Genomic DNA, 24,993 nt, shown 5'->3' with positions numbered 1-24,993 from the left:
GTGCGACCGCTGAGCTTCTCCCAGTCCTTGAGCGCGGTGTCTCGCGGCGCGTCGGTGAAACCACCCGCGGCGGCACCCCACAACACCCCACACGAGGGCACCAGCCGGGCATCGGTGACACATTCCCCGGCGGCCGCGGCGGGGGCGGCGGGGGCGGCCTGCGCCCCGGCCGGTCCGGCGAGCGCGGCGCCGATACCGGCGAACACCGCGCTCAGCGACAGCACCGTCTTACGAATGGTCGAGCGACGCAAAATCTGATCTCCCCCGAGTTGTCCGGCCGCCTCATCGGCCGGGCATACGAAGAAGATTCACGGACCCGCGGTGCGCCGCCGGTGCCCGTGCGGGTGCCGCTCGGTTGTGCGGAAAACGGACCCCGGGTCGGTGTGCGCTTGAATCGGCCGGGTGAGGCCCGGCTTGAGAAATGTCGGTTCGATGCACACCCTGAAACAGCTCGCCGGCGCACCGGCTACGGTTAAGACGATGACGACGACCTACTCGGGCCCTGCCAGACTGTTCCTCGCCGACGGCGCGTGCGTCACCGGCATGGCCTCTCTCAGTACGAACCAGCGCGGGGGCCTCAACGGCTGGGGCGGCACGTTCCGCCCCGACGAGGTCACCGAGGAACTCAGCAACGCGGGCGAGGGCCTGCAACTCGAGCTGCCCTACGACCGGTCCGGCACCGTGGCCGTCACCCGGGTCCGCAAGCTGCTCGCGACGCAGGTGTTGATGTCCTTCGTCGGAAGCGGGCCGCCACCGTTCTGACCGCGAGGCGACGAGAAACGCCCTGGCCAGCAGCCTCGTTGCACCCGTTCTGATAGCTCGGGGGGCCATCGTGGTAGCCATGGGGGAGAAGGCTGCGCGCCGGGTCGTGACCGGCCGGGTGGCGGCCTGCCTCGGCGCGGGGTGGCTGCTGTGCTACGCGGTGCTGGTCGGCGCGGCGAAAGGCTCACCCGCCCTCGAACGGTTCGTGACCGACGGTCTGTACCTGGTGCCGATCGTGAGCTCCGCCGTACTGAGCGTGGTGGCGGCGCGGCGCCTGCGCGGCCGCGGCGCGGGGATGTGGCGCCTGCTCGCCGCCTCGTACGCGGCCCAGCTGGTCGGCGAGGTGATCTGGAGCAGCTCCTCCTACCTCGGGGACGGGGAGCTTCCCCAGCCCTCCGCCGCGGACGCGTTCTACCTGATCGCGTCGGCGCTGGCCGTACCCGCGATCCTGGTCGGTTTCGGCGGTGCGGGGCTGCTGCGGCAGCTGCGCGGGCTGCTCGACGCCTTCCTGATCATGCTGGGTGCCGGCGCGCTGGGCTGGACCTTCCTGCTCAGTCCGCAGCTGACCGGCTCACCGGATGCCGCGGTGCTGGTCAGCGCCGCGTACCCGTTGCTCGACCTGGTGCTGCTCACCTGCCTGGCGGTGGTCGGCTTCGCGGGTCACCGCGGCCTGCCCCGCTCGACGGCCCTGGTCGGCTGGTCCGTGGGCGTGCTCGTGCTCAGCGACATCGGGTACAACTACCTGGTCGTCATCCGTGGCTTCGACGTGTACGACTGGCTCACGGTCGGCTGGCAGGCCTCCGCCGTCCTGGCGAGCCTCGCCGGGCTGACCGCGATGCGCAGCCGGGAGAGCGAACCCCGCCCGCAAGCCCTGGACCGCAACCTCACCCTCCTGCCGGCGTGGTTCGGGGCGCTCGCCACCTTCACCTGCCTGGTCGTCGACAAGATCCGCACGGACACCGTCAGCGTCGCGGCGCTGATGACCACCGGCGGCATGGTGATCGCCGTGCTCGTGCGGCAGTACCTGTTCGCGACCGACCGTACGCGCCTGGCACGGCAGCTGCAGGCGGCCGTGGCCGAGCAGCAGCGCCTGGCCGTGACCGACGGCCTGACCGGCCTGTACAACCGCCGTCACCACACCGAGATGCTCAGGGCCGAGGCGGAGCGCGCCGCCCTCACGGGGCGCCCGCTGAGCGTCGTGGTGGTCGACCTGGACCACTTCAAACAGATCAACGACACGTACGGGCACCCGGCCGGCGACGCGGTGCTGGTGCACGCCGCCGAACGTATCCGCCGCGCGATCCGCGCCACCGATCTCCTCGCGCGTTACGGCGGCGAGGAATTCGTCGTCCTGCTGCCCGACACCGCCGCACCGGAGGCGATGGAGATCGCCGAGCGGGTCCGTACCCGCCTGGCCGCCGGCCCCATCCCGCTGCCCCAGCACCCCGCGGTCACGGTGACCGCCTCCCTCGGCGTGGCGGTGTCCCAGTGGGTTCCCGGCACCGTTCCCGGAGACGCGCTCGCCCTCGTGGCCGAGGCCGACCGGGCCCTCTACAAGGCCAAGGCCGCGGGCCGGAACCTGACCGTGCTCGCCACCCCGGTGCCGGTGGTGCACTAAGTCACTGACACGTCGGCTCGTGCCGGCCCCGCCGGAGCCGATGAGGAGATCCCCTCGCCAGATCGGATCGTCGTGCTCGCTCGTGCCCTGCGTTGCCTGATGGCCGCCGCCGTCACCGTTCCCCTGCTGTCGCAGTCCGGTACGGCGCATCCCGCCGGCAACCCCGGCGCGTACGCGTTCCTCAGCCGGCGCAGCGGCCATGATCTCGTCGCGCGCTGGAACCCCTGCGAGGAGATCACCTACCGCGTCAACCCGGCCCGGGCGCCCCGGGGCTCGCTGGCCGAGGTCAAGACGGCCGTAGCCCGGATCTCCCAGGGCACCGGCCTGACGTTCCGCTACGCCGGCACCACGACCGTCGTACCCGGCCAGGACCCGGGCAACTATCCGCCGGACACCCGGCTCGTCATCGCCTGGGCGGTGCCGGGCACCAGCACCCCCTCGCTGTCCGCGGCCGCCGACATCGCCGGTGTCGGGGGCGCCATGTACCTGCCTGTCCGAACCGGGTCGGGCGCAGATGCTCTCATCATCGCCAAGGGCATGGTCGTCCTCGACGCGACGAAGACCGGCTCCATGCCTCGCGGCTTCGGCGCGGCGCCCGGGGGAACGACCGGCCGGCTCCTGCTGCACGAGCTCGGCCACGCCGTCGGCCTGGCCCACCCGCTGATCGACGACCCTCACGAGATCATGTACCCCCGCCTGACGGGGGAGGCCGCATCCTGGGGCGCGGGGGACCTGGCCGGTCTTCGCGCGGTCGGAACGTCCGGCGGGTGCCTCGAGGGGCTCTGACCCTTCGCGCCGTCGCCGGGCGGTGCGAAACGATCTTATCCACTCAGGAGGCGCAACGCGGGGCATAGGTCGTAGTGTGGATCCATCGATGCTGATGACGGCCGAGGGAGGCCGCACATGGGTCAGCCGAAACCCCGCTCCGGGCGCCGGCGTACGGCCGGGGCTCTCGTCGTGGCCCTGGTCATGACCCTGAGCGCCTGTACCGACCGCACCCCCGACGTGCCGCAACCCTCGAGCGCGAGCACGGGGCCGGCCTGGCGGCTCGTGTGGAGCGACGACTTCGACGGCGCCGCGGGGAGCCTGCCGTCCGGCAAGGACTGGCTCCTCAGCACCGGTATCGGCTATCCCGGCGGCGCGCGGCAGTGGGGCACCGGCGAGGTCGAGACGATGACCGGCGATGCCGCCAACGTTCATCTCGACGGGGCCGGGCATCTCGCCATCCTGCCGTTGCGGGCGGGCGGTGGTGTCGGCCGGTGGACGTCCGGGCGGGTGGAGACGCGGCGGACGGACTTCGCCGCTGCCGCGGGTGGTGCGGTGCGCATCGAGGCCTCGCTGCGCATGCCGGACGTGACCGGGGCGCAGGCGGCGGGCTATTGGGCCGCGTTCTGGGCGCTGGGCGCGCCGGCCCGGCCGGTGGGTGCGACCAACTGGCCGCACATCGGGGAGTGGGACATCATGGAGAACGTCAACGGGCGGGACTCCGTGTGGCACACGCTGCACTGCGGTACGCCCGTCGGTGGCCCGTGCCAGGAGACCACCGGGCTGGGCAGCGGCGAGCTTCCCTGTTCCGGGTGCAGGGCCGCTTTCCACACGTACGCGATCGAGTTCGACCGCAGTGTCAGCCCTGAGGAGCTGCGCTGGTACGTGGACGGCAGGAACACGTTCACCGTTCGCGCGGACCGGGTGGACCCGGCGACCTGGTCGGCGGCGAACCACCACGGATTCTTCGTCATCCTGAACGTCGCCATGGGGGGTTCGTTCCCCGCGCCGTTCGGTGGGGGGCCTACGCCGGCGACCAAGCCGGGTGTGCCGATGCTGGTCGATCGGGTCGCGGTACTGAGCACCCCGGGCGCCGGCTGACGTTCGACAAACATCCATGACTGAACGGGGGAGCGACCGAGGAAGGTGGCGCCGATGGCCGTCGATTCTGCGATGCCTCAGGCCCGGACCCCCGACGACATGGACTGGCGGCCGATGCAACGGTCCACCAGGGTCGCCGTGTTCCTGGCCCTGGGCGTGACGCTCTTCTACATGGTCTTCCTGCTCAACCCGGCGTACCGCGGAACCACGTGGGTGTGGTGCCTGGTGCTGTTCGCCGAGGGGATCACGATCTTCAACGCGCTGGCGATGTGGTGGACGGTCCTGGTCCACACGCCGCAGCCCGATCCGCCCGAGGTGTACGCGTGGCGTCGCCGGCTGCTGTCCGGTGAGCTCAAGCCCACGATCGACGTGTTCATCACCGTCTACGGCGAACCGCTCGACATCGTGCTGGTGACCATCCGGGCCGCCCGCGACATGGCGGTCGAGCACCGGACCTGGGTGCTCGACGACGGGGACAGCGACGAGGTGCGCGATGCCGCTGCCCGCGAGGGGGTCGGCTACCTGCGTCGCAAGGAGCACCTGCACGCCAAGGCCGGCAACATCAACTCTGCTCTCCGCCGTACCGATGGCGAGTTCGTGGTGATCCTGGACGCCGACCATGTGCCGAGCCCCGATTTCCTGGTGCGCGCGTTGCCCCACATGCAGGACCGCGGTGTCGCGTTCGTGCAGACGCCGCAGGCATTCCCGAGCGCGCGCGGGCTGGTCGCCGAGGGTTCGGCGGAGTCGCAGAAGATCTTCTACGAGCTGGTGCTGCCGGGACGGAACTACTTCAACGCCGTGTTCTGCGTGGGCACGAACGTCATCTTCCGGCGTGCCGCGCTCGAACAGATCGGCGGCATGTACGTCGCCAGCAACTCCGAGGACATCTGGACGTCGATCGAGCTGCATCGCAGGGGCTGGCGCTCGTGGTTCATCCCCGAGGTGCTCGCGCGGGGGCTCGCCCCGGACAGCCTGCTGTCGTACTTCAAGCAGCAGTTCCGGTGGGCGTACGGTGCCTTCGAGGTCATGTTGCGCGGCGGCCTGTTCCGCCGCAAGGGCCTGACCGTCGACCAGCGCTTCCAGTATCTGCTCGCCGGCGTCAATTATCTGCTCTCGCTGGCGGCGCTGATCCTGATGTGCCTGCCGGCCGTCTACCTGCTGTTCGGCCTGAGCCCGATCCGGTCGGACATCAGCACGTGGATCGTCCACTACGCACCGTTCTACCTGCTCATCGTCCTGGTGACGGTGATGCAGCTGGGCGGGTTCAAGCCGGCCGCGATCGTGACCAGCATCGGCGCCGCACCGGTGCACGTGAAGGCCCTGATCATGGCGATCTTCAAGCGCAAGGTGCGCTGGACCGTCACCAACGCCGGCCCCACCGGGCTGCCCGGCGTCGAGCTCGTCCTGCCGCACGTCGCGCTGCTGCTGCTGAACGCGGTGGCGGTCGCCGTCGGCCTCAGCATGCTGCCGCTGCGCGGGACGGATGTCGCGGCCGTGGGCCTGTCCATCGGCTGGGCCGTGATCTACGTGGTGGTGCTGGGCCGGGTCGTCGCCGAAGCGGTCATCGCACCCCACGTCATCCGGCAGCGCCTCGAGCGCCGCAAGGCGGGGGCGAAGCTGGCCCGTGCGCTGCCGTGGCCGGCCCGGTCGGACGCCAACGACGAGATCGTCAACGCGGCCGTGGAGTCCGCCGCCGCGCCTGCCCCGCCGTCCCGGTCCGCCTGAAGGGAGTCGTCATGGTGCAACCGACGGGAACGAGTCCACAGGACAGCGCCGATCCCATCGAGGCGCCCCAGGCGCCGGCGCCGCCGGCGTCCCGGCCGGCCCGCGGCGGGCTGCGGAAATGGCGTGCGCGGCTCGTCGTGCTCGTCCTGCTCGCCGCCGCCGTCGCGCTCTTCCTGCGGATCAGCACGGACCGCGCCACCGACGCGGCGCACATCGACCTGGGCACGATCACGCTCACCGCCCAGCCGATCCCGGTGGAGGTGTCGCAGACCGGTCAGGTCACCGCGGTGTCGATCACGGCGCAGCAGCGGGTCTCCGCCGACCAGAAGCTGGGCACGATCGAGGTCGTCACCACCGACTCGAACGGTGACCCGAAGACCACCAAGGTGGACGTGACCGCTCCACGGGCGGGCATCGTCGTCGACCTGCCGGTCACCGTGGGCAGCACGATCGGGCCCGGCCAGCCGTTCGTGCAGCTCTACGACCCGGCGCAGCTGCGCTTCGAGACCAGGGTGCCGCTCGAGGATCTGCCCGACATCGCCCCGGGCATGCGGGCCACGCTCGAGACCGAAGGCATCACGCGTACGGTGCGAGCCGTCGTCCAGCGTGTCGTTCCGCGCGTCGGCACCCCGGGGACGACGGCGAACGACAACCCTCGCGCGATGACCGTCGTGCTGGTGCCGGCCACCGCCGAGGACGTCCGGGGGCTGGTGCCGGGACTTCGCTTCACCGGCTACGTCGACACCCGCACCGGCGTTCCGGGAACCGCGCGTCTCGTGTCGCTGGGGAGGTGAGGACCATGGACTTCGACGTCACCGTGGAGATTCCCCGCGGCACCCGCAACAAGTACGAGGTGGACGTCCGCACGCACCGGATCCACCTGGACCGCACGCTGTTCACCGCCACCCAGTACCCGGCCGACTACGGCTTCATCGAGGACACCCTGGCCGCCGACGGCACCCCGCTCGACGCCCTGGTGCTCGTCCAGGAGCCCACCTTCCCCGGCTGCCTCGTCCTGAGCCGGGCGATCGGGCTGTTCCTGATGCGCGACGAGCAGGGCCCGACGCCCAAGGTGCTGTGCGTACCGGCCGCCGACCACCGGCTGGCCCACCTGCACGACGTCACGGATCTGGACCGTTTCCTGCTGCTCGAGATCAAGCATTTCTTCGAGGTGTACAAGGCGGTGGAGCCCGGCAAGCGCGTGGATATCGACGACGAGCCGTGGGTCGGCCGGGTCGAGGCCGAGGCTGAGATCCTCCGCTCCTTCGAGCGGGCCCGGACCCGCACCGCCACCGCGGTGGTCGACCCCGCCGGGGTGGTCGACCTGGACCCGGCCTGGGGGGAGACGCCATGACCTTCTCCGCGGCGGACGGCGGCAGCGCCCTCAGCCTGGACCTCAGCCCGGTGGACCTGGTGCTGATGGCGATCTACTTCACCTTCGTCCTGGGCATCGGTTTCGCCCTGCGACGCGCGGTCAAGTCGTCGCTGGACTTCTTCCTCTCCGGCCGTTCGCTGCCGGCGTGGGTCACCGGGATCGGCTTCATCTCCGCCAACATCGGCGCGGTGGAGCTGCTCGGGCAGTCGGCCAGCGGTGCCCAGTACGGCGCGGCGATGGTGCACTACTTCTGGATCGGCGCCATTCCCGCCATGGTGTTCCTGGGCATCGTCATGATGCCCTTCTACTACGGCTCCAAGGTGCGCAGCGTCCCCGAGTACCTGCGGTTGCGGTTCGACCCGAAGGCTCACCTGATCAACGCGATCACCTTCGTCGTGGGGAGCATGCTCATCGCCGGCGTGAACCTCTACGCGCTGTCGATCGTGCTCGAGGCGCTGCTCGGCATCCCGCTCATCTTCGCCATCATCCTGTCCGCCGCCTTCGTCCTCTCCTACATCCTCCTGGGCGGGCTGACCAGCGCTATCTACAACGAGGTCATGCAGTTCTTCGTCGTACTCATCGGGATGGTCCCGCTGACGATCATCGCGATCAAGGAGACCGGCGGCCTCAGCGAGCTGTTCGCCAAGCTGGGCTCGGAGCACGGGAAGGCCTTCGTCGAACCCTGGACGGGTACGGGCGTCGGCGGCGCCAACCCCGTCGGCGACTGGATCGGCATCATCCTCGGCCTGGCCTTCTGCCTGTCGTTCGGCTACTGGACGACGAACTTCGCCGAGGTCCAGCGCGCGATGGCCGCCCGGGACGGCAACTCCGCCCGGCTCACCCCCATCATCGGGGCCTACCCCAAGTCGTTCGTGCCCCTGATCACCATCCTGCCCGGCATGGCGGCTCTCGTCCTGCTGCCCGGGATCGGCACCCCCGGCAGCGGACTTGAGTACAACGACGCGATCCCGGCGCTGATGGACAAGTACCTGCCGCCGGGTGTCCTCGGGGTGGCGGTGACCGGCCTGCTGGCCGCCTTCATGGCCGGCATGGCCGCGAACGTGTCCAGCTTCAACGCGGTGTTCACCTACGACCTGTGGCAGGACTACATCCGGCCCGGACGCCCCGACCGCTACTACCTCGTGGTGGGCCGCTGGGTGACCGTCGGCGGGGTCGGCGTCGCCGTGCTCACCGCCCTGATCGCCTCCGGATTCAGCAACATCTCGAACTATCTGCAGACGCTGTTCTCGTTCTTCAACGTCCCGCTGTTCTGCGCGTTCATCATCGGCATGTTCTGGCGGCGGGCGACCCGGAGCGCCGGCTTCTGGGGCATTCTCGTGGGAACGGTGACGGCGGTCGTGGTGTACGCGCTCTACAAGTTCGACGTGCTCCAGTTCCGCAGCGACCTGCACGAGACGATGTGGGGCTCGATCGCGGCGTTCGCCGCCGGCGCCGCGGCCATGGTGCTGGCCTCGCTGCGGGAGGCCCGCAAGACCGACGAGGAACTGCACGGCCTGGTGTACGGGATGGAGATCCGCGACGCGTCCGACATCGCCGCCCGTCCGTGGTACCGGTCCCCGGTCGCGCTCGGGATCGGGGTGCTCGTCATCAACGCCGGGCTGTACGCCGCCGTCTACGCCTTCTGACCCGCCGGACCTGAGGAGGTTCCGCATGACGTCACCGGAGGGAAGAGCGGGCGAGCAGGGCACCGACCTCCTCGCGAAGCTCTTCGACATCCGTTCCTTCACCGGCGCGCTGTTCCTGATCTTCGGGATCATCGTCACCGTCGTCGGGCTGACCGCGAGCGATGCCGACATCGCCAAGTCCGCCGGCATGAACCTGGCGCTGATCCTGGGGCTGATCATGATCGTCCTGGGCGCCGTCTTCATCGTCTGGCTGCTGCTGCGGCCGCCGCAGCTGTTGCACAGCCACGAGGTCACCGAGGAGGACCTGCCCGAACAACTGCGCCACCACGGCCTCGAAGCCGTTCCCGAACATCCCGGCGAGCCCGGGGAGGGCCGATGACACCGACGATCGGCGGCACCCGTACGCGCGGCCGGCCGGCCCGGCGGCGGCGATCGCTGCTGGACCGGATCCGCGTCTTCCAGCGGCCGGAGCCGCAAGCCCGGCCGTGGCACGGCCGGCCCGACGAGGCGTACCGCGTGCTGGAGGACGCCCGCGCGGTGCTCGCCCAGGGCTGGATCCAGAACCGGTGGTTCGTCTCCGGGCCCGCCCCCGCCGCCTGCCTGGTCGGCGCCGTGGTCCACGCGGCCCGGCAGGGCGGCCCCGGGGACCCGGCGGTCAAGGCGGGTCCGGCGCTGGACTACCTCTGGGACGCCTGGCAGGAGTCACGCGGGCTGGGCGGCGCCGGGATCGCCGCCTGGGCGGCTCCCCGCGAGCTGCGCATGGCACGGGTACGGGACCTGACGCGGTGGAACGACCAGCGCGGCCGTACCCGTGAAGAGGTGCTGGGCCTGGTGGACCTGGCCGCCTCCCGCGCGATCATGGCAGCGGTGCGCGGGGGCTAGCCGAGGTAGCGGTCGGCGACGGCGGCCGGCTGCTCGACCACCCGGCCGGCGGCCAGGTCCCGGGCCAGCCGCAGGTACTGGGCGTGCGTCCAGGCCAGCGGCGTCGCCGAGAAGGTGGGCGTGCCGGGCTGCAAGCGGCGACCCTGCCCGGCGGGGGGCGTACGGTCCCAGACCTGCTCGGGAAGCTGGCCGCCCGGACCGGCCGCCCGCGCCATCGAGGCGAGGCGTGCCGACGCCGCGCGCAGGTCACCGGCGGCGATCTCGTACTCGCCGCGTTCGCCGCTGAGCAGCGGCCACGCCCGGCCCCGGGAGACCAGAGAACCGCCGGGCTCGTCGTACTCCCACTGGCTGCCGTCGAGCTGCTCGCCGAAGCCGTCGAACGAGGCCCGGTGCCAGAAGAATCCGCGCGGGGTTGCCACGCCGAGCTGCGTGTCGACCACGGCCAGCGTGGTGACCACGTCGGCGTCGGAGGGCGGCAGCACGCCGAGGCGTACCAGATCGAGGAAGCTGGGGTCGACCACGGTGCGCTGGTCCACGGCCGTGGGCCCGCTGTCGCCGATGGCGTAGGTGGTGCCCGCGTCGGGCTTGCCGTCCTTGGTCAGGCGCAGGAAGTAGGGCCGGGCCGAGTACGGGCCGGTGGTCGTGACCGTCCACGACTTGAGCCGGGCGCGCCAGGAGTCGGCCGTCGCGAGATACCGCCGGGCCGAGGCCGGATCACCCTGGGTGCGCGCGATCGACGCGGCGCAGACCAGGCCGGCGATGGCCGTGGCGATGGTGTTGGGGGAGTAGCCCGACTGGTTCTCCCAGCGTTCCTGCGGCGTGAACGGGGCGCCGGGGTACGACACCAGGAAGTCGGCCGCCCGCTTGACGTGCGGCCACGTGTCCGTGCGACCCAGCTGGTAGGCCAGCACGATGGGCAGCGCCACCTCGTCGAGCTGCAGGCCGCCCCACACCGGTGTGCCGTCGACCTGCGAATTCTGCGGGAACGAGCCGTCCGGCTTCTGCTGCACATCGAACAGGAAGGTCAGCGCCCGGTGGGCGCCGGCGCGGTCACCGGCGGCGATCAGGCCGGTGGCGATCTGGTACAGGTCGCGGGCCCACACCAGGTGGTAAGGGCCGGACGGGTCGTCCGTACCGAATGCCCAGGGTGAGGCCGGCGCCGCGACGTACGCCCCCGGGTGGATCTTGTCCTCCGACGCCGCGAGGACCATCGCCGAGGTGCGGAAGAGCTGCCGCTGCGCGGCGGTGCGCAGGACCCGCGGTGGGTCGCTCAGGCCGGCCAGATAGTGCTTCCATCCGTACGCGTACGAGCGCGCGACGCTCCGGAAGCCGTCCCGCAGCGACCGCCGGGCGGTGCTGAGCGCCTCCGAGGCCGAGCCGGCGAACGCGAGGGCGACGGTGGTGTGCCGCCCGCGCAACGCCGCGGTCTGCACGAGGTTGCCCGCCGCGGCCGACGAGTAGTGCCAGTCCATCCGCCCGTCGCGCAGGTCCGTCGGCCCGTCGCTGACCCCGGCGAACCCGCTGGACGTCGCCGCGAAGGGGCCGGCCAGCGCGCTCGAGACCCCGCCGTCCGTGGCGACGAGCGCCCCGCCGGAGGTCCGGCCCGAGTCGCCGCCACGGGAGTTGCCCAGCGCCGGGTCGTAGATCGCGTACAGCCCGAAGCCGCGCGGGGCCGTGAACGTCAGGTCGACCAGGACCGCCGACCGGGCCGGGTCGGTGGTGTAGTCGGCGGTGAGGTGCCAGCCGGCGCCCTCGAAGCTCTGGCGGAAACGCAGGCCGTCGAGCTGCTCGGTGCGTACGGCCGCGGTCGAGAGGCGGCCGCGGGAGGTCACCGCGAAGGTGAGGGACCGGGCACTCGGCCCGCCGATGGTCGGGTAGAAGATCTCGCCCAGCCCGCCCTCGCGCTGCACGGTCGCCCAGACCCGGCTCTCCCGCGTCCGCGACGTCAGCAGACCGGACTTGTCGGCCGGCAGATACTGCTGATCGACGCCGGGGGCACCGGGGGCCGCCCCGGTGGCCGGCGCCATGGGCGTGAGTCCGAGCGCGGCCACCAGGAGCACGGGCAGAGCGGGCAGGACGGGCGTCATCACGACCTCCTCCGGCGGGGGACTCCCGTCCGGTCTACACCGGAGGAGACGTGATCGCATCCGTTCAGGCGAGTGCCTGCCGCGCCGTCTCGGCCGGGATCACCGTGGTGGTCAACGCCATCCGGAACCGTACGAAAGCGTCCGCGCGGGAAGACAGGCGGCAATATTCGGATCTTGACAAGATGGATCGATGACTATGACAGAGCTTGATCCGGCGGTGGCCCGCACGGCCTGGCGCGCCGCCGAACCCGTCCACGGGATGATCTATTTCGCGCCGGAGGCCCACCAGCGGTACGCCGCGCTCGGGCTGGGCGGACGAATGGGCTACTTCGCCTCCCGGGCGGCCGCGCTGGGGCCGGTCGGTGCGGAGGCGGTCGTCGCGACGTTCTTCAACTTCAACCCCGCGCTGGTACGGGCCGCCATCCCGGACGCGTGGCGGATCGCCGCGCCGGAGGACGTCCTGCGAGCCCGCCTCGAAGCGGCCGACGCCGCCCTCCGCAGGGCCTGCGACCCCGACCTGCTCGCCTCGCCGGAGCTGGCCGAGGCGGCGGCCCTGGCCCGGCGGGCGGCCGAGTCGGCGAGCGAGCACCCCGAGGGACGTCCGCTGTTCGCGGCCACCGCGGCGCTGCCCTGGCCCGGCGAGCCGCACCTCGTCCTCTGGCACGCGCAGACGCTGCTCCGCGAGTATCGGGGCGACGGCCACGTGGCGGCCCTGCTCCTGGCCGGGTTCTCGGGCATCGAGGCGCTCGTCCTGCACGCCGCGACGGGGGCCGTCGGGGCGGAGATCCTGCGGCGGACGCGGGGCTGGAGCACGGCCGAATGGGACGCCGCCGCCGATCGCCTGCGTTCCGGCGGGCTGCTCGAGGCCGGCGATGAGCCGGGGCTGACCGCGACCGGCCGGGAGCGGCGGCAGTGGGTCGAGGAGCGGACCGACCTGTCGGCCGTGGGGGCGTACGAGGTGCTGGGCAGCGCCGGCTGCGCGCGGCTCGTCGAGCTGGCCGGGCGGATCAGCCGCGCGGTCGTGGAGGCGGGCCTGCTGAACGTCGCGGGAGCCGGGAGTGACGTACATCCCGGCCAGGACGGCTAACGGACGGCGCCTCGCGGACGATGGTGTGGGCCTCCAAGGACAGCTCCGACCTGCGAGGTGTGCGGTGCCACGAAACACGAAGCAGCTGACGGTGGGCACCATGATCAACCCTGAGTTCCAGGGCATCGAGTGGGAGTCCCGGGCCGAGGAGCTCGAGGACGACCTCCTGATCATGTCCGCGCCCCCGGAGGAGCTGGCGATCGCCGCCCCGGCGGAGGACGCCGTGGTGAACATCTCGTGGAACCGCCCGCCGAACCGTTACCGGGTGCGAGCGGCGATGCTGCGTCCTGCCGGGGGCCGGTGGCGCCTGCGGATCGTGAGCGACCCGGAGCCGGTCACCCGCCGCACCTTCTACCGCGGCGGCGGCGGGGAAGTAGCGCTCCTGCGCCACGAGGATGACACGCAGTGGCAGGTCGCCACGGTCGAGGACATCAGTGAGGCCGCGCTGCGCTGCTTCGTGACGGAGCTGCAGTTCGTCGAGGGCGACCCGGTGTGCGCGCGCGTCACGCTGGGCGAAGCGACGCTGGACGTGAGCGGCACCGTGCTCCTCACCCGCGAGCCGGAGAAGACCTGCGAGGACAAGGCCGAGGTGGTGGTCCTCTACACGCTGTCCGAGTCCCAGGGCAAGCAGGTACGCCGCTACCTGCTCGAATGGCAGTTGGCCGAGCGGCGCCGCGCCCAGAACAACGAGGACTAGCGGCCCGCGCGGCGCCTGACGACCGGGAGCGCCGGCGGCCTCAGCACCGCGGCCGCCGGCATTCCCGCCCCCGTGCCGTGTCCCGGGTGACCTAATCGGTGCAGGTGGCCAGGTCTCGTTGCAGCTGGGCGATCTGGGCCTCGAGCTTGCGGATCTGGGCGATGATGCCTGGCTTCTGCGCCGGCCCCGCCTCGGACAGCCGCTCCTGCAGCACGAGCACCCGGACCTCGAGCGCGTCGATGGACGCCTGGATGCTGCTGCAGTCATCGGCCGCCGCGGTGACGACGGACGCGACGCCGGGCGCCGCGGCGCGCGGGGCGGCCGATGCCGCGATCGAGGCCGGGACGGCGAACGCCCCGCACGCGGCGAGGGTGACGATGCCGATCCGCGTACCCGCGGTGGTGAAGATGCGTGTCATGACGTTCTCCTACGGTGTGGACGTGCTCTTTGCTCCCGTGTGTACGGTGACGCCGAGACAGTGCCGGTCGGGCCTGCAACCACGCTGATGCGCGGCTGAAAACGGTCAGGTGCGGAGGAACGGATGCGGGTTCGGCTGCTCGGGCCGGTCGAGGTCGTCCGCGCGGACGGGACGGCGCTGCCGGTTCCGGGCCTGCGGCGCAGGGCGGTGCTGGCCGTCCTCGCGCTCAGGGCCGGCGAGGTCGTGAGTACGGATCGGCTCGTCGAGGCCGTGTGGGGCGAAGGTGCCACGACCGCCCTGAACACGGTGCAGAGCCACGTGTCGTACCTGCGGCGGGCCCTGGGCGACCCGGCAATGATCATCGCCCGCGCTCCCGGATACCTGCTGGATCCCGGACCTGGCGGCACGGACGTCGCCGTGGCCGAGGGTCTGATCCGGGAAGCCCGGCGGTCGGCCGATGCCGGGCGGCGCGTGGAGCTGCTGCGGTCGGCGCTGGCGCTGTGGCGCGGGCGGCCCCTGGCGGACGTGGCGGAGCTGCCGTGGCTGGGCGGGGAGTCCGACCGGCTCGCCGCGCTGGCGTCGGATGCCCGCCGATTGCTGGTCGAGGCCCGGCTGGCCCTCGGTCAGCACGCCGACGTGCTGCCGGAGCTGCATGAGCTGGCCCGGGAGCACCCGTTCGACGAGGAGGTGCAGGGACGGCTGGTGCTGGCGCTGTACCGGTCGGGCCGGCAGGCCGACGCCCTCCTGGTGCTCCGGGAGGTCCGGGCCCGGCTCGCCGCCGAGCTGGGTATCGACCCGGGCCCGGCGCTGCGGGACCTGGAGGCGGCGGTGCTGAGTCAGAGCCCGGGCCTAGCGCCCCCGCCCCCGCCGCCGGTCGCGGTCGGCGGCCTGCTGGTCGGCCGCGGCGGGGAGCTGTCGGCGCTGGAGGACCTGCTCGGCGCGGGAGGGCCCGACGCCGCGCCGATGGTCGCGATCAGCGGCGACCCGGGCATCGGCAAGACCAGCCTGTTGCGGCAGTTCGCCCGGCACGCCCAGCGGTGCGGCCGCACCGTCGCCTGGGGCCGCGCGGCCGAGTACGAGCAGCACGTCCCCTTCGCCGTGATCACCGACGCGCTGGCCGACCTCGCTACGCCGCAGGGCCTGCCCGCCGACGACCTGGCGCTGCTGCACGAGATCCTGCCGATGACCGGCCGGCCCCCGGGTGACACCGTCGCGCCGGCGCTCGGCGGTGAGCGGTTCCGGCTCCATCGGGCGGTCCGGACGTTCCTGGAAGCCGTCGCCGGCTCGTCGGGCCTGGTGGTCGTTCTGGACGACCTGCACTGGGCCGATCCGGGCTCCGCCGAGCTGCTCGACCATCTGCTCCGGCATCCGCCCGCGGGGCCGGTCCTGCTCGCCGTGTCGTACCGGCCGCGGCAACTGTCGGGCCGGCTGCGGCAGGGGCTGGTGCGGGCCGTCGCCGACGGGACCGTCCGAAGCCTGGAGCTGGGCCCCCTCGCCGAGGCCGACATCGGCGAGCTGCTGCCGGCGGGGCTGTCCGGATCCCGCCGGCACGAGCTGTACGAGGCGAGCGGCGGAAACCCGTTCTACGTCCAGGCGCTGGCGCGGGCCGTCGTGTCTCGCGTCGCCCCGGACCGGGCCGGTGCCCCCGATGCGCTGCCCACGCAGGTTCAGGTCGCGCTGGCCGCCGAGCTCGACGCCTTGACCCCGGCCGAGGCGCGGGTGGCCTGGGCTGCCGCGCTGGCTCCGGAGGTGGCCGAGCCGGAGCTGGTCGCGCGGACGGCGGAACTTCCCGTCGACGAGGTCCTCGCCGCCCTGGATCGGCTGGTGGCGTACGACATACTGCGCGTTTCCCCGCTGCGCGACCGGTTCCAGTTCCGGCACCCGCTGCTGCGGCGGGCCACCTACGAGTCCGCCGACCCCGGCTGGCGGGTGGCGGCCCACGCGCGGGCGGCGGAATTCCTGCGGGAACACGGCGCCGCCCTCGCGGAGCAAGCGCACCATCTCGAACGGTGCGCGTCCCGCGGTGACCTGGGCGCCGTGGAGGTGCTGCGGCAGGCCGGCGCGGCCCTCCTCGACAGCAACCCCGGCGTGGCCGGCCACTGGTTCGGTACGGCGATGCGGCTGCTGCCGGACACCGCGGCGGCCGCCGGAACGCGCATGGAGCTGCTGAGCGCCCGGGCACACGCGCTCGCCGTCACCGGCAGGCTCCGGGAGAGCCGGCAGACCCTGCACGACCTGCTCCACCTGGTGCCTGCTGCCGCCGCGGAGCCCCGTGCTTCCCTGGTCGCCCTGTGCGCGGGTATCGAACGCCTGCTCGGGCGGCACGCCGAAGCCAACGCCCTGCTCGCGGCCGAGGTCGCGGCGCTGCCCCCGACCGCCGGCCGCGCCGCGGCGACCCTGCTGCTCGGCCTCGCGAGCGACTTCACCACCGTCGACGACGACGGCAGCGGAGGCCGCGACCCGGACCGGCCGGCGTCGGCCGTCGCGGCGGCGCGCCTGGCCGGGGACCGCCCGCTGCTGGCCGCCGCCCTGGCCACCTCCGTGCTCGAGGATCAGCGGGCCGGCCGGGCGAGCGGTGACATCGGGAACCGGCTGACCGAGGCCGCCGCGCTCGTGGACGCGATGCCGGACGCCGAGGTCGCTCAGCTGCTGCACGGAGTCGCCTGGCTGGCCACCGCCGAGCTGTGCCAGGACCGGCCGTTCGACGCGCAGCGGCACGCCGAACGCGCGCTGCAGACCGCCCGTTCGAGCGGGCAGACGACGCTCGTCGGCCAGATCCACGCCCTGCGCGCCTGCGTCCATCGCGCGCTGGGCGACCTGCCGGAGGCGGCCCGGTGCCTGGAGGACGCCCGGGACGCGGCCGCGCTGCTCGACACGGACGAGCTGACCGCGCTCGTGCTGGCGTACCAGTGCACCGTCACCGTCCTGCAGGGCGACCTCGACCACGGGCTGCGGCTGGGCAAGGAGGCGGTCGCCGTCGCCGGCAACCGGAGCGGCTACTTCGCCGGTACGGCGGCCGGCGCCCTCGCACTGGCACTGCTGCACGCCGGCGATCCGGCCGGATGCGTCACCACGCTGCTCGGCGACGGGGCCGAGCTCGACGTCCGGCGCATCGACCCCCTGAGCCGCAGCGCGTGGTTCCTCCTGCTCGCCCAGGCCGATGCCGCCCGCGGACGACCGGAGCAGGCGATGACGTGGGCCGAGCGGGCACAGGCGGAGGCCGGGGCGGGCGACTCGCCCAAGCGGACCGGCTCGGCCCGGCTCGCCCGGGCGTACGCGCTCCTGCCCACCGACCCGGCCGCCGCGGCGACGTACGCCGAGGCGGCGCTCCAGCCGTTCGCGGTCGCCGCGGACCCGATCGGCGCCGGGCAGGCGTACCTGACGCTGGGCTCCGCCCGGGCATCGATCGGTGACATCGAAGGTGCACGCGCCGCGCTCGTCCGGGCCCGGGCCCGGTTCGCGCGCTCCGGTGCCCACCTGTTGGGCGCCCGTGCCCAGCGCGCTCTGGTTGACCTGCCGGCGGTCGCGTCCGAGTCTGAGGTGGCAGGCGCCGGTTCCTGCTGATCGTGCGATCGGTGGACGCAACAGTGGCCGTCCGGTATCTCGACATCCGGACCCGGACGCCCCAATCTCCCTACTGGCGGGTAACAATATGGCCCGCGGCATTGAACCGGCCGCTCGTGCCCCACGTTTCCATGGTCAAGGTCAACAGGGGAGTCAAGGATGATCATCGGTGTACCGCGTGATCCCCATCCGGGTGAGCGGCGCGTCGCGGCGACACCCGCCACCGTGGCGGAGCTGGTCAAGCTGGGCTACGACGTCGTGGTGGAGGCCGGTGCCGGCATCGGCTCCTCGTTCTCCGACGAGGCCTACGCCACCGCGGGGGCGAGCGTCGGCGACCCCCTTGCCGCGGATGTCCTCTTCACGATCAACCCGCCCCCCGCCGGGCAGCTCGACCGGCTCGGTGCGGGCACCACGCTGATCGGGATGCTGAACCCGCGCCTGGACCAGGATCTCGTCGACGATCTGGCGCGCCGCCCCATCACGGCTCTGTCGATGGACGCGGTACCGCGGATCTCCCGCGCCCAGTCCCTGGACGTGTTGTCGTCCATGGCCAACATCGCCGGCTACCGGGCCGTCGTCGAGGCCGCGCACGCCTTCGGCCGGTTCTTCACCGGCCAGGTGACCGCCGCCGGCAAGGTGCCGCCGGCGAAGGTCCTGGTCGCGGGGGCCGGCGTGGCCGGCCTCGCGGCCATCGGCGCCGCGGGTCGCCTGGGTGCGATCGTCCGGGCGACCGACCCCCGCCCCGAGGTGGCCGACCAGGTCAGGTCCCTCGGCGGCGAGTACCTCTCGGTGGAGGCGGCCGACGTCGAGGTGTCGTCGACCGGCTACGCCAAGGAGATGTCCGACGACTACAACGAGCGCGCCGCCCGGCTCTACGCCGCGCAGGCCGGCGAGGTCGACATCATCATCACCACCGCGCTGATCCCCGGCCGGCCGGCGCCGCGACTGATCACCGCGGCGATGGTGGGGAGCATGAAGCCGGGCAGCGTGATCGTCGACATGGCGGCGGCCAACGGCGGCAACGTCGAGGGCACCGTCGCCGGCGAGGTGGTGGTCACCGCGAACGGCGTGACCATCATCGGCTACACCGACCTGCCCGGCCGGCTGCCGGCGCAGGCCTCCCAGCTGTACGGCACCAACCTGGTGAACCTGATGAAGCTGATGACACCCGAGAAGGACGGGCAGCTCGTGCTCGACTTCGACGACGTCGTGCAGCGCTCGATGACCATCGTGCGCGACGGCGAGCTGACCTGGCCGCCACCCCCGGTCGCGGTGTCCGCCGCGCCGGCCGCCGCTGCGGTGGCCGCCGCGCCCGCGGCACCCGCCGCGGCGGAGAAGCGGCCCGGCCGGCAGCTGGCGTTCGTCGGTGCCGGCGCCGCGGCGCTGTTCCTGCTCACCTCCCTGGCGCCGGCCACGCTGCGCGGTCACCTCACCGTCTTCGCCCTGGCGATCGTGATCGGCTACTACGTCATCGGGCACGTGCACCACGCCCTGCACACGCCGCTGATGTCGGTCACCAACGCGATCTCCGGGATCATCGTCGTCGGCGCCCTGCTGCAGCTCGGGCACGGCGGCAACCTGGTGACCGGACTGGCGTTCGTCGCGATCCTGCTGGCCAGTATCAACGTCGTCGGTGGCTTCGCGGTGACCCGCCGCATGCTCGCCATGTTCTCCAGGAGCTGATCTGATGACCGTCGAGACCGCGGCTCAGGCGGCGTACATCGTCGCCGCCCTGCTCTTCATCCTCGCGCTGGCCGGCCTGTCGAAGCACGAGACCGCCAAGGCCGGCAACTCGTTCGGCATCGCCGGCATGGCCGTCGCGCTGGGCGCCACCATCGCCCTCGCGATCACCCGGCACATCAGCAGCACGGGCCTGATCCTGCTGGTCGTGGCGACTCTGATCGGCGCGGCGATCGGCCTGCACCGGGCCCGCCGCGTCGAGATGACCGGCATGCCGGAACTGATCGCCCTGCTGCACAGCTTCGTCGGCCTCGCCGCCGTGCTGGTCGGCTGGAACGGCTACCTGCACGTCGAGGCCCACCCGCACGGCACCGAGGCCCTGCAGCTGGACCGTCAGGGGATGCTCGGCATCCACGGCGCCGAGGTGGTCATCGGGGTCTTCATCGGCGCGGTCACCTTCACCGGCTCGATCGTGGCGTTCCTGAAGCTGTCCGCCCGCATCAAGTCGAGCCCGCTCACCCTGCCGGGCAAGAACCTCCTCAACCTGGGCGCCCTCGCCGCCTTCGCCGGGCTCACCGCCGGCTTCGTGGTGACGTCCCAGCTCTGGATGCTGATCGTCGCGACCGTCGTCGCGCTGCTGCTGGGCTGGCACCTGGTCGCCTCGATCGGGGGCGGCGACATGCCGGTGGTGGTGTCGATGCTCAACAGCTACTCCGGCTGGGCCGCCGCGGCCGCCGGCTTCCTGCTCGAGAACGACCTGCTCATCGTCACCGGGGCGCTCGTCGGTTCCTCCGGTGCGTACCTGTCGTACGTCATGTGCAAGGCGATGAACCGGTCCTTCCTGTCGGTGATCGCCGGCGGCTTCGGCATCGAGGCCGGCCCGGCCGGCGACAAGGACTACGGCGAGCACCGGGAGATCAGCGCCGAGGGCGTCGCCGACCTGCTCACCAACGCCGACTCGGTGATCATCACCCCCGGGTACGGGATGGCGGTCGCCCAGGCGCAGCACGGCGTCGCCGAGCTCACCCGGGTGCTGCGCGAGCGCGGCGTGAACGTCCGGTTCGGCATCCACCCGGTGGCGGGCCGCCTGCCGGGCCACATGAACGTGCTGCTGGCCGAGGCGCGGGTGCCGTACGACATCGTGTGCGAGATGGACGAGATCAACGACGACTTCGCCGGCACCTCCGTGGTGCTGGTGATCGGCGCCAACGACACGGTGAACCCGGCGGCCACCGAGGACCCCGGCAGCCCGATCGCCGGCATGCCGGTGCTCACCGTCTGGGAGGCGGACGACGTCGTCGTCTTCAAGCGGTCGATGGCCTCCGGGTACGCCGGCGTGCAGAACCCGCTGTTCTTCCGGGAGAACTGCGCGATGCTCTTCGGCGACGCGAAGGAGCGGGTGGACGACATCCTCAGCGCGGTCACCGCCGCGGCCGGGGCAGGAGCGCGCCGCTGAGGAGATGCGCGCCGGCGGCCGGGTCGAAAAATCTATGGTGATCAATGCTTTGATCGATAGACTCCGTCAATGCGAGTCGTGGTCCTCGTCAAACATGTGCCCTGCACGCTGCGCGGGCTGACGTTCGGCGCCGACCACACCCTGGACCGCGCCGCCCGGCCCGGTCAGCTCAACGAGGTCGACGAGTATGCGGTCGACCAGGCGCTGCGCATCGCCCGGCGGCGCCGCGACGTGCACATCACCGCGGTGACGATGGGCCCGGCCGCGGCTGCCGGGGCGCTGCGCAAGGCGCTGATCCTCGGCGCCGACGACGCGGTCCACGTCCACGACGAACGGTTGCACGGCAGCCACGCGCTCGCCACCGCGCGGGTGCTGGCCGCCGTCGCCGGCCGGCTCCAGTTCGACCTCGTGCTGTCCGGCTCGGCGTCGTCGGACGCCGGCATGTCCGCGGTGCCGGCCATGGTCGCCGAGCTGCTCGGGGTCCCCATGCTCGGCTTCGCCGATATCCTGCGGGTCCGCGAACACAAGGTCGAGATCGGGCGTGACGACGGCGCGGGGCTGCAGACGTACGCCGCCGCGCTGCCCGCCGTGGTCTCGGTGACCGAGCGCTGCGCCGAGCCCTTGGTGCCGACGCTGACGGCGACGCTCGATGCCCGCCACAAGCTGATCCACACCTGGTCGCTGGCCGATCTGGGCATCGCGGAGAGCGGGCCCACCACGGTCGTCCGTGCCGTCACGCCGCAGCCGGCCGGCACGACACGCGTCGTGCTGGCCGACGACCCCACCGTCGCGGCCATCCGGCTGGCGGACTTCCTGGCGCTCCACCTGTCCCTGTAGCCGTCGCGTCACCCGTGAAGAGGGGTCATGAGACATGTGCTGGTGCTCGTGGACCGGAATGCGGCCGACCGGAGCGTGTGCCGCTCGACCTGTGCGCTGCTGACCCTCGCCCGCCGGCTCGGCTCGCCGATGGCCGTCCTGTGCGGCCCGCCGGACACGGCCGGCGTCGCGCTGCTGGGCCGGTTCGGGGCCGACACCGTCGCGACCATCAGCCGCGGCGAGCTCGACGACCATCCCGCCGCCGCCCGGATCGAGGTGCTGTCCCACCTCGTACGCCGCACGGCCCCCGCCGCCGTCCTCGTCTCGTCCCACCGGCTCGGCCAGGAGGTGGCCGCCCGGCTGACCGCGCGGCTCGGCTCCGGCCTCATCAGTGACGTCGTCGACGTGCGCATGGGCGCGGAGGGGCCGGTCGGCGTCCAGTCGGCGCTGCTCGGCGCGTGGCGGGTGGAATCCGGCGTGACCCGCGGCGTACCGGTGTTCACCGTGCGGACCGACGCGGTCGAGCCGGCGCCCGCGCCCGTGGAGCCCGTCGTCGAGCGGGTGGAGATCAGCTTCCCGCCCGAGGTCCGCGCCGTGCGCCGGATCGCCCGCCGGCCGGCCGGCGATGAGCCGAGGCCGGACCTGGCCACCGCGGCCGTCGTCGTCGCCGGCGGCCGGGGGCTGGGCTCGCGGCAGTCGTTCGGCCTGGTCGAGGCGCTGGCCGAGGCGCTGCGGGGCACCGCCGGCGGGTCGCACACCGCGACCGAGCTCGGCTGGTGCCCGCGGCGCGACCAGATCGACCAGGTCGGCACGATCGTCCACCCGCGCCTGTACCTGGCGCTCGGCATCTCCGGCTCGGTACGGCACCGGGCCGCCATGCAGCACGCCGAGACGATCGTGGCGATCGACCGGAATCCGGCCGCGCCCATCTTCGACCTGGCCGACCTCGGCGTGGTGGGCGACGTCCACCGGGTCGTGCCGGAGTTGCTCGCCGAGATCAGCAGACGTAAGGCCACCCGGTGATCCGCCACAGCGAGGAGACGACGTGACGATACGACTGGTGCTCGGGCTGGTGCTGACCGCGGCCGCGTTCGCGCTGGCCGGGCGGCGGATCCTCACCCTGGTCCGGATCGCCCGCAGCGGGCAGCCGGTGGAGCCCGAGCGCACCGCCGACGTCGGCCCTCGCCTGGGCGCGATCATGACCGAGGTGCTCGGCCAGCGGAAGCTGCTGAAGTGGAGCGTGCCCGGCCTGGCGCACTTCGCCGTGTTCTGGGGCTTCGTGATTCTCGGGGCGACCATCGTGGAGGGCTACGGCGCGCTGTTCGACCCCGACTTCCACATCCCGCTCATCGGTACGCAGGCCTGGCTCGGCTTCCTCGAGGACCTCTTCATCGTGGCGGTGCTCCTGTCGCTGGTCGTCTTCGCGGTGATCCGGCTGCGCCACAGCCCGCAGCGTGACGGGCGCCGGTCCCGGTTCTTCGGCTCCCACCTGGGCGCCGCCTGGCTCGTGCTCTTCATGATCTTCAACGTGATGTGGACGCTCCTGCTCTACCGCGGCGCGCAGGTCAACACCGGCAACTTCCCCTTCCCCGACGGCGCGTTCGCCTCGGAGGCGGTCGGGCGGCTGTTGCGGCCGGCCGGGCAGTCCGCGAACGAGGTGCTGGAGACGGTCGGCATCCTGGCCTCGCTGGGCGCCGTGCTGACCTTCCTCGTCATCGTCGTGCACTCCAAGCACCTGCACATCGGACTCGCGCCGCTCAACGTGCTGTTCTCCCGCCGGCCGCGAGCGCTCGGCCCGCTGCTGCCGGTGTACTCGGGCGGCGTACCCGTGAACTTCGAGGACCCGGACGAGGACGACAAGATCGGCCGGGGGGCGATCGAGGACTTCACCTGGAAGGGCATGCTGGACTTCGGCTCCTGCACGGAGTGCGGCCGGTGCCAGTCCCAGTGCCCCGCCTGGCACACCGACAAGCCGCTCAACCCGAAGCTGGTCATCATGAGTCTGCGCGACCACGCGCTGGCGAAGGCGCCGTACCTGCTGGCCACCTCCGACGCCGAGCGTGACGCGCTGCCCAAGGACGTCCTCGCGGAGGCGGCCCGGCCCCTCGTCGCACCGGTGGCGGAGGGCGGGGTCATCGACCCCGACGTGCTGTGGTCGTGCGTGACCTGCGGCGCGTGCGTCGAGCAGTGCCCGGTCGACATCGAGCACGTCGACCACATCGTCGACATGCGGAGATACCAGGTGCTCATCGAGTCGCAGTTCCCCAGGGAAGCCAACGTGATGCTGCGCAACCTCGAGCGGGCCGGCGATCCGTGGGGCCGCGGCGGGAAGGCGCGGCTGGAGTGGACGGCCGGGCTGCCGTTCGAGGTCCGCGTCTTCGGCGCCGGCGGCGAGGAACGGCTGCCCGACGACGTCGAATACCTCTTCTGGGTGGGCTGCGCGGGTGCGCTGGACGAGAACGCCAAGCGCACCACCCGCGCCGTGGCGCAGCTGCTGCACGAGGCCGGCGTCGAGTTCATGGTGCTGGGCAGCGGCGAGACGTGCACGGGCGACGCCGCCCGCCGGCTCGGCCAGGAGCTGCTGTTCCAGGAGCTGGCGCGGCAGAACGTGGAGACCTTCGACGCGGTCGGCGCACGCAAGATCGTGGTGACCTGCGCGCACTGCTTCAACACGATCGGCAACGAATACAGTCAGCTGGGCGGCGACTACGAGGTCGTGCACCACACCCAGCTGCTGTCCCGGCTCGTGGCCGACGGCCGGCTGCGCCCGGTGCACCCGGTCGACACGGCGGTCACCTATCACGACCCCTGCTACCTGGGGCGGCACAACCGCGTCTTCTCCCCGCCCCGGGAAGTGCTGGGCAGCGTGCCGGGGCTGCAGTTCACCGAGATGGCCCGCAGCCGGGAGACGTCGTTCTGCTGCGGGGCGGGCGGCGCCCGGATGTGGATGGAGGAGCCGCTCGGCACCCGCATCAACGAAGCCCGCACCGACCAGGCGCTGGAGACCGGGGCGAGCGTGGTGGCCGCGGCGTGCCCGTTCTGCATCAGCATGCTCACCGACGGCGTCGCCACCCGCAAGCAGCAGGGCCGGGCGGCGGAGGACGTACGGGTCACGGACGTGTCGGAGCTGCTGCTGCGGTCGGTACGCGGCAACGGTCTACAGGCGCCGGTGGCGGACGGTGCGTCGCCGGTAGCGGGGCCGTCCCTTGATCATGAAGCGCGCGGTGGCCAGCCCGCCGAGGGCCAGCACGAGGATCAGCACCGCGGTGAGCGTCGGTGAGCTGTCGCTCGTGACGGCCGCCAGCAGGCGGTTG

The 24,993-nt window shown here is 72.4% G+C and carries 20 protein-coding genes and 1 pseudogene; 18 read left to right on the top strand and 3 right to left on the bottom strand.

Going from position 1 to position 24,993, the window contains the following annotated elements; all coding sequences use genetic code 11:
- Positions 1-251, bottom strand: a pseudogene (locus ACIBO8_RS21740) (endoglucanase); the annotation flags it as partial.
- Between the two features lie 229 nt (positions 252-480).
- Here ACIBO8_RS21740 and ACIBO8_RS21735 point away from each other — a divergent pair.
- The 10 genes from ACIBO8_RS21735 to ACIBO8_RS21690 all read left to right on the top strand — a co-directional run bounded on the left by ACIBO8_RS21735 (position 481) and on the right by ACIBO8_RS21690 (position 9,874).
- The gene (locus tag ACIBO8_RS21735; protein WP_396117090.1) at positions 481-762 is read left to right on the top strand and encodes a hypothetical protein; all 282 of its coding nucleotides are present in this window, start codon (positions 481-483) and stop codon (positions 760-762) included.
- Positions 763-841: 79 nt separating this feature from the next.
- Positions 842-2,380: a diguanylate cyclase gene (locus ACIBO8_RS21730; RefSeq protein ID WP_396117088.1), complete on the top strand. Its 1,539-nt coding sequence runs from the start codon at positions 842-844 to the stop codon at positions 2,378-2,380.
- A gap of 72 nt (positions 2,381-2,452) precedes the next feature.
- A complete protein-coding gene (locus ACIBO8_RS21725; RefSeq protein ID WP_396117087.1) occupies positions 2,453-3,166 on the top strand; it encodes a hypothetical protein in 714 nt (237 codons plus the stop codon).
- 117 nt (positions 3,167-3,283) lie between these two features.
- Positions 3,284-4,246 carry a glycoside hydrolase family 16 protein gene (locus ACIBO8_RS21720; protein ID WP_396117086.1) on the top strand — a complete coding sequence of 321 codons (963 nt, stop codon included), beginning with the start codon at positions 3,284-3,286 and terminating at the stop codon, positions 4,244-4,246.
- Positions 4,247-4,300: 54 nt separating this feature from the next.
- Entirely contained in the window at positions 4,301-5,971 is a 1,671-nt protein-coding gene (locus ACIBO8_RS21715) for a glycosyltransferase family 2 protein (protein ID WP_396117085.1), read from the top strand.
- A gap of 11 nt (positions 5,972-5,982) precedes the next feature.
- Complete coding sequence (locus ACIBO8_RS21710; protein WP_396117084.1) at positions 5,983-6,765, top strand: HlyD family efflux transporter periplasmic adaptor subunit; 783 nt, start codon at positions 5,983-5,985, stop codon at positions 6,763-6,765.
- A 5-nt stretch (positions 6,766-6,770) separates the two neighbouring features.
- On the top strand, positions 6,771-7,325 hold the full coding sequence (locus ACIBO8_RS21705; protein ID WP_396117083.1) for an inorganic diphosphatase: 555 nt from the start codon (positions 6,771-6,773) through the stop codon (positions 7,323-7,325).
- Positions 7,322-8,992 (top strand): sodium:solute symporter family protein, encoded by a 1,671-nt coding sequence (locus ACIBO8_RS21700; protein ID WP_396117082.1) that lies wholly within the window; start codon positions 7,322-7,324, stop codon positions 8,990-8,992. The genes ACIBO8_RS21705 and ACIBO8_RS21700 overlap by 4 nt, the downstream gene beginning before the upstream one ends.
- A 25-nt stretch (positions 8,993-9,017) precedes the next feature.
- On the top strand, positions 9,018-9,371 hold the full coding sequence (locus ACIBO8_RS21695; protein ID WP_396117081.1) for a hypothetical protein: 354 nt from the start codon (positions 9,018-9,020) through the stop codon (positions 9,369-9,371).
- Entirely contained in the window at positions 9,368-9,874 is a 507-nt protein-coding gene (locus ACIBO8_RS21690) for a hypothetical protein (protein ID WP_396117080.1), read from the top strand. The genes ACIBO8_RS21695 and ACIBO8_RS21690 overlap by 4 nt, the downstream gene beginning before the upstream one ends.
- Here ACIBO8_RS21690 and ACIBO8_RS21685 read toward each other — a convergent pair.
- The gene (locus ACIBO8_RS21685) at positions 9,871-11,961 is read right to left on the bottom strand and encodes a glycoside hydrolase family 15 protein (RefSeq protein ID WP_396117079.1); all 2,091 of its coding nucleotides are present in this window, start codon (positions 11,959-11,961) and stop codon (positions 9,871-9,873) included. The genes ACIBO8_RS21690 and ACIBO8_RS21685 overlap by 4 nt on opposite strands.
- Positions 11,962-12,151: 190 nt before the next feature.
- Between ACIBO8_RS21685 and ACIBO8_RS21680 the strand changes: the two genes are divergently transcribed.
- Together ACIBO8_RS21680 and ACIBO8_RS21675 are read left to right on the top strand one after the other, a co-directional pair.
- The gene (locus ACIBO8_RS21680) at positions 12,152-13,048 is read left to right on the top strand and encodes a hypothetical protein (RefSeq protein WP_396117078.1); all 897 of its coding nucleotides are present in this window, start codon (positions 12,152-12,154) and stop codon (positions 13,046-13,048) included.
- A gap of 64 nt (positions 13,049-13,112) precedes the next feature.
- Positions 13,113-13,745, top strand: coding sequence for a hypothetical protein (locus ACIBO8_RS21675; protein WP_396117076.1), 633 nt, complete (start codon positions 13,113-13,115; stop codon positions 13,743-13,745).
- A gap of 91 nt (positions 13,746-13,836) precedes the next feature.
- Here the strand turns inward: ACIBO8_RS21675 and ACIBO8_RS21670 are convergent, their stop codons facing one another.
- The gene (locus ACIBO8_RS21670; RefSeq protein ID WP_396117075.1) at positions 13,837-14,163 is read right to left on the bottom strand and encodes a hypothetical protein; all 327 of its coding nucleotides are present in this window, start codon (positions 14,161-14,163) and stop codon (positions 13,837-13,839) included.
- Positions 14,164-14,286: 123 nt separating this feature from the next.
- On the opposite strand from ACIBO8_RS21670, the gene ACIBO8_RS21665 reads away from it, so the two are divergent.
- From ACIBO8_RS21665 to ACIBO8_RS21640, 6 genes are all read left to right on the top strand, one after another.
- A complete protein-coding gene (locus ACIBO8_RS21665; RefSeq protein ID WP_396117074.1) occupies positions 14,287-17,727 on the top strand; it encodes a BTAD domain-containing putative transcriptional regulator in 3,441 nt (1,146 codons plus the stop codon).
- A gap of 159 nt (positions 17,728-17,886) precedes the next feature.
- Positions 17,887-19,410: a Re/Si-specific NAD(P)(+) transhydrogenase subunit alpha gene (locus ACIBO8_RS21660; protein WP_396117073.1), complete on the top strand. Its 1,524-nt coding sequence runs from the start codon at positions 17,887-17,889 to the stop codon at positions 19,408-19,410.
- A 4-nt stretch (positions 19,411-19,414) separates the two neighbouring features.
- A complete protein-coding gene (gene pntB, locus ACIBO8_RS21655) occupies positions 19,415-20,863 on the top strand; it encodes a Re/Si-specific NAD(P)(+) transhydrogenase subunit beta (RefSeq protein WP_396117072.1) in 1,449 nt (482 codons plus the stop codon).
- 69 nt (positions 20,864-20,932) lie between these two features.
- Positions 20,933-21,700 (top strand): electron transfer flavoprotein subunit beta/FixA family protein, encoded by a 768-nt coding sequence (locus ACIBO8_RS21650; RefSeq protein ID WP_396117071.1) that lies wholly within the window; start codon positions 20,933-20,935, stop codon positions 21,698-21,700.
- Between the two features lie 27 nt (positions 21,701-21,727).
- Complete coding sequence (locus ACIBO8_RS21645) at positions 21,728-22,702, top strand: electron transfer flavoprotein subunit alpha/FixB family protein (protein ID WP_396117070.1); 975 nt, start codon at positions 21,728-21,730, stop codon at positions 22,700-22,702.
- Between the two features lie 22 nt (positions 22,703-22,724).
- Positions 22,725-24,959: a (Fe-S)-binding protein gene (locus ACIBO8_RS21640; protein WP_396117069.1), complete on the top strand. Its 2,235-nt coding sequence runs from the start codon at positions 22,725-22,727 to the stop codon at positions 24,957-24,959.
- Positions 24,960-24,993: the final 34 nt, after the last annotated feature.

The organism is Actinoplanes sp. NPDC049681 (assembly GCF_044465265.1).
Taxonomy (GTDB): domain Bacteria; phylum Actinomycetota; class Actinomycetes; order Mycobacteriales; family Micromonosporaceae; genus Actinoplanes.
The sequence above is the reverse complement of the archived record's forward strand: the minus strand, read 5'-3'. Positions and strand labels throughout refer to the sequence as shown.

Bases quoted from the DNA above. Each gene is read 5' to 3' on its own strand.
- ACIBO8_RS21735 (WP_396117090.1), top strand. From the start codon at position 481: ATGACGACGACCTACTCGGGCCCTGCCAGACTGTTCCTCGCCGACGGC.
- ACIBO8_RS21730 (WP_396117088.1), top strand. From the start codon at position 842: ATGGGGGAGAAGGCTGCGCGCCGGGTCGTGACCGGCCGGGTGGCGGCC.
- ACIBO8_RS21720 (WP_396117086.1), top strand. From the start codon at position 3,284: ATGGGTCAGCCGAAACCCCGCTCCGGGCGCCGGCGTACGGCCGGGGCT.
- ACIBO8_RS21715 (WP_396117085.1), top strand. From the start codon at position 4,301: ATGGCCGTCGATTCTGCGATGCCTCAGGCCCGGACCCCCGACGACATG.
- ACIBO8_RS21710 (WP_396117084.1), top strand. From the start codon at position 5,983: ATGGTGCAACCGACGGGAACGAGTCCACAGGACAGCGCCGATCCCATC.
- ACIBO8_RS21705 (WP_396117083.1), top strand. From the start codon at position 6,771: ATGGACTTCGACGTCACCGTGGAGATTCCCCGCGGCACCCGCAACAAG.
- ACIBO8_RS21700 (WP_396117082.1), top strand. From the start codon at position 7,322: ATGACCTTCTCCGCGGCGGACGGCGGCAGCGCCCTCAGCCTGGACCTC.
- ACIBO8_RS21695 (WP_396117081.1), top strand. From the start codon at position 9,018: ATGACGTCACCGGAGGGAAGAGCGGGCGAGCAGGGCACCGACCTCCTC.
- ACIBO8_RS21690 (WP_396117080.1), top strand. From the start codon at position 9,368: ATGACACCGACGATCGGCGGCACCCGTACGCGCGGCCGGCCGGCCCGG.
- ACIBO8_RS21685 (WP_396117079.1), bottom strand. From the start codon at position 11,961: ATGACGCCCGTCCTGCCCGCTCTGCCCGTGCTCCTGGTGGCCGCGCTC.
- ACIBO8_RS21680 (WP_396117078.1), top strand. From the start codon at position 12,152: ATGACTATGACAGAGCTTGATCCGGCGGTGGCCCGCACGGCCTGGCGC.
- ACIBO8_RS21670 (WP_396117075.1), bottom strand. From the start codon at position 14,163: ATGACACGCATCTTCACCACCGCGGGTACGCGGATCGGCATCGTCACC.
- ACIBO8_RS21665 (WP_396117074.1), top strand. From the start codon at position 14,287: ATGCGGGTTCGGCTGCTCGGGCCGGTCGAGGTCGTCCGCGCGGACGGG.
- ACIBO8_RS21660 (WP_396117073.1), top strand. From the start codon at position 17,887: ATGATCATCGGTGTACCGCGTGATCCCCATCCGGGTGAGCGGCGCGTC.
- pntB (WP_396117072.1), top strand. From the start codon at position 19,415: ATGACCGTCGAGACCGCGGCTCAGGCGGCGTACATCGTCGCCGCCCTG.
- ACIBO8_RS21650 (WP_396117071.1), top strand. From the start codon at position 20,933: ATGCGAGTCGTGGTCCTCGTCAAACATGTGCCCTGCACGCTGCGCGGG.
- ACIBO8_RS21645 (WP_396117070.1), top strand. From the start codon at position 21,728: ATGAGACATGTGCTGGTGCTCGTGGACCGGAATGCGGCCGACCGGAGC.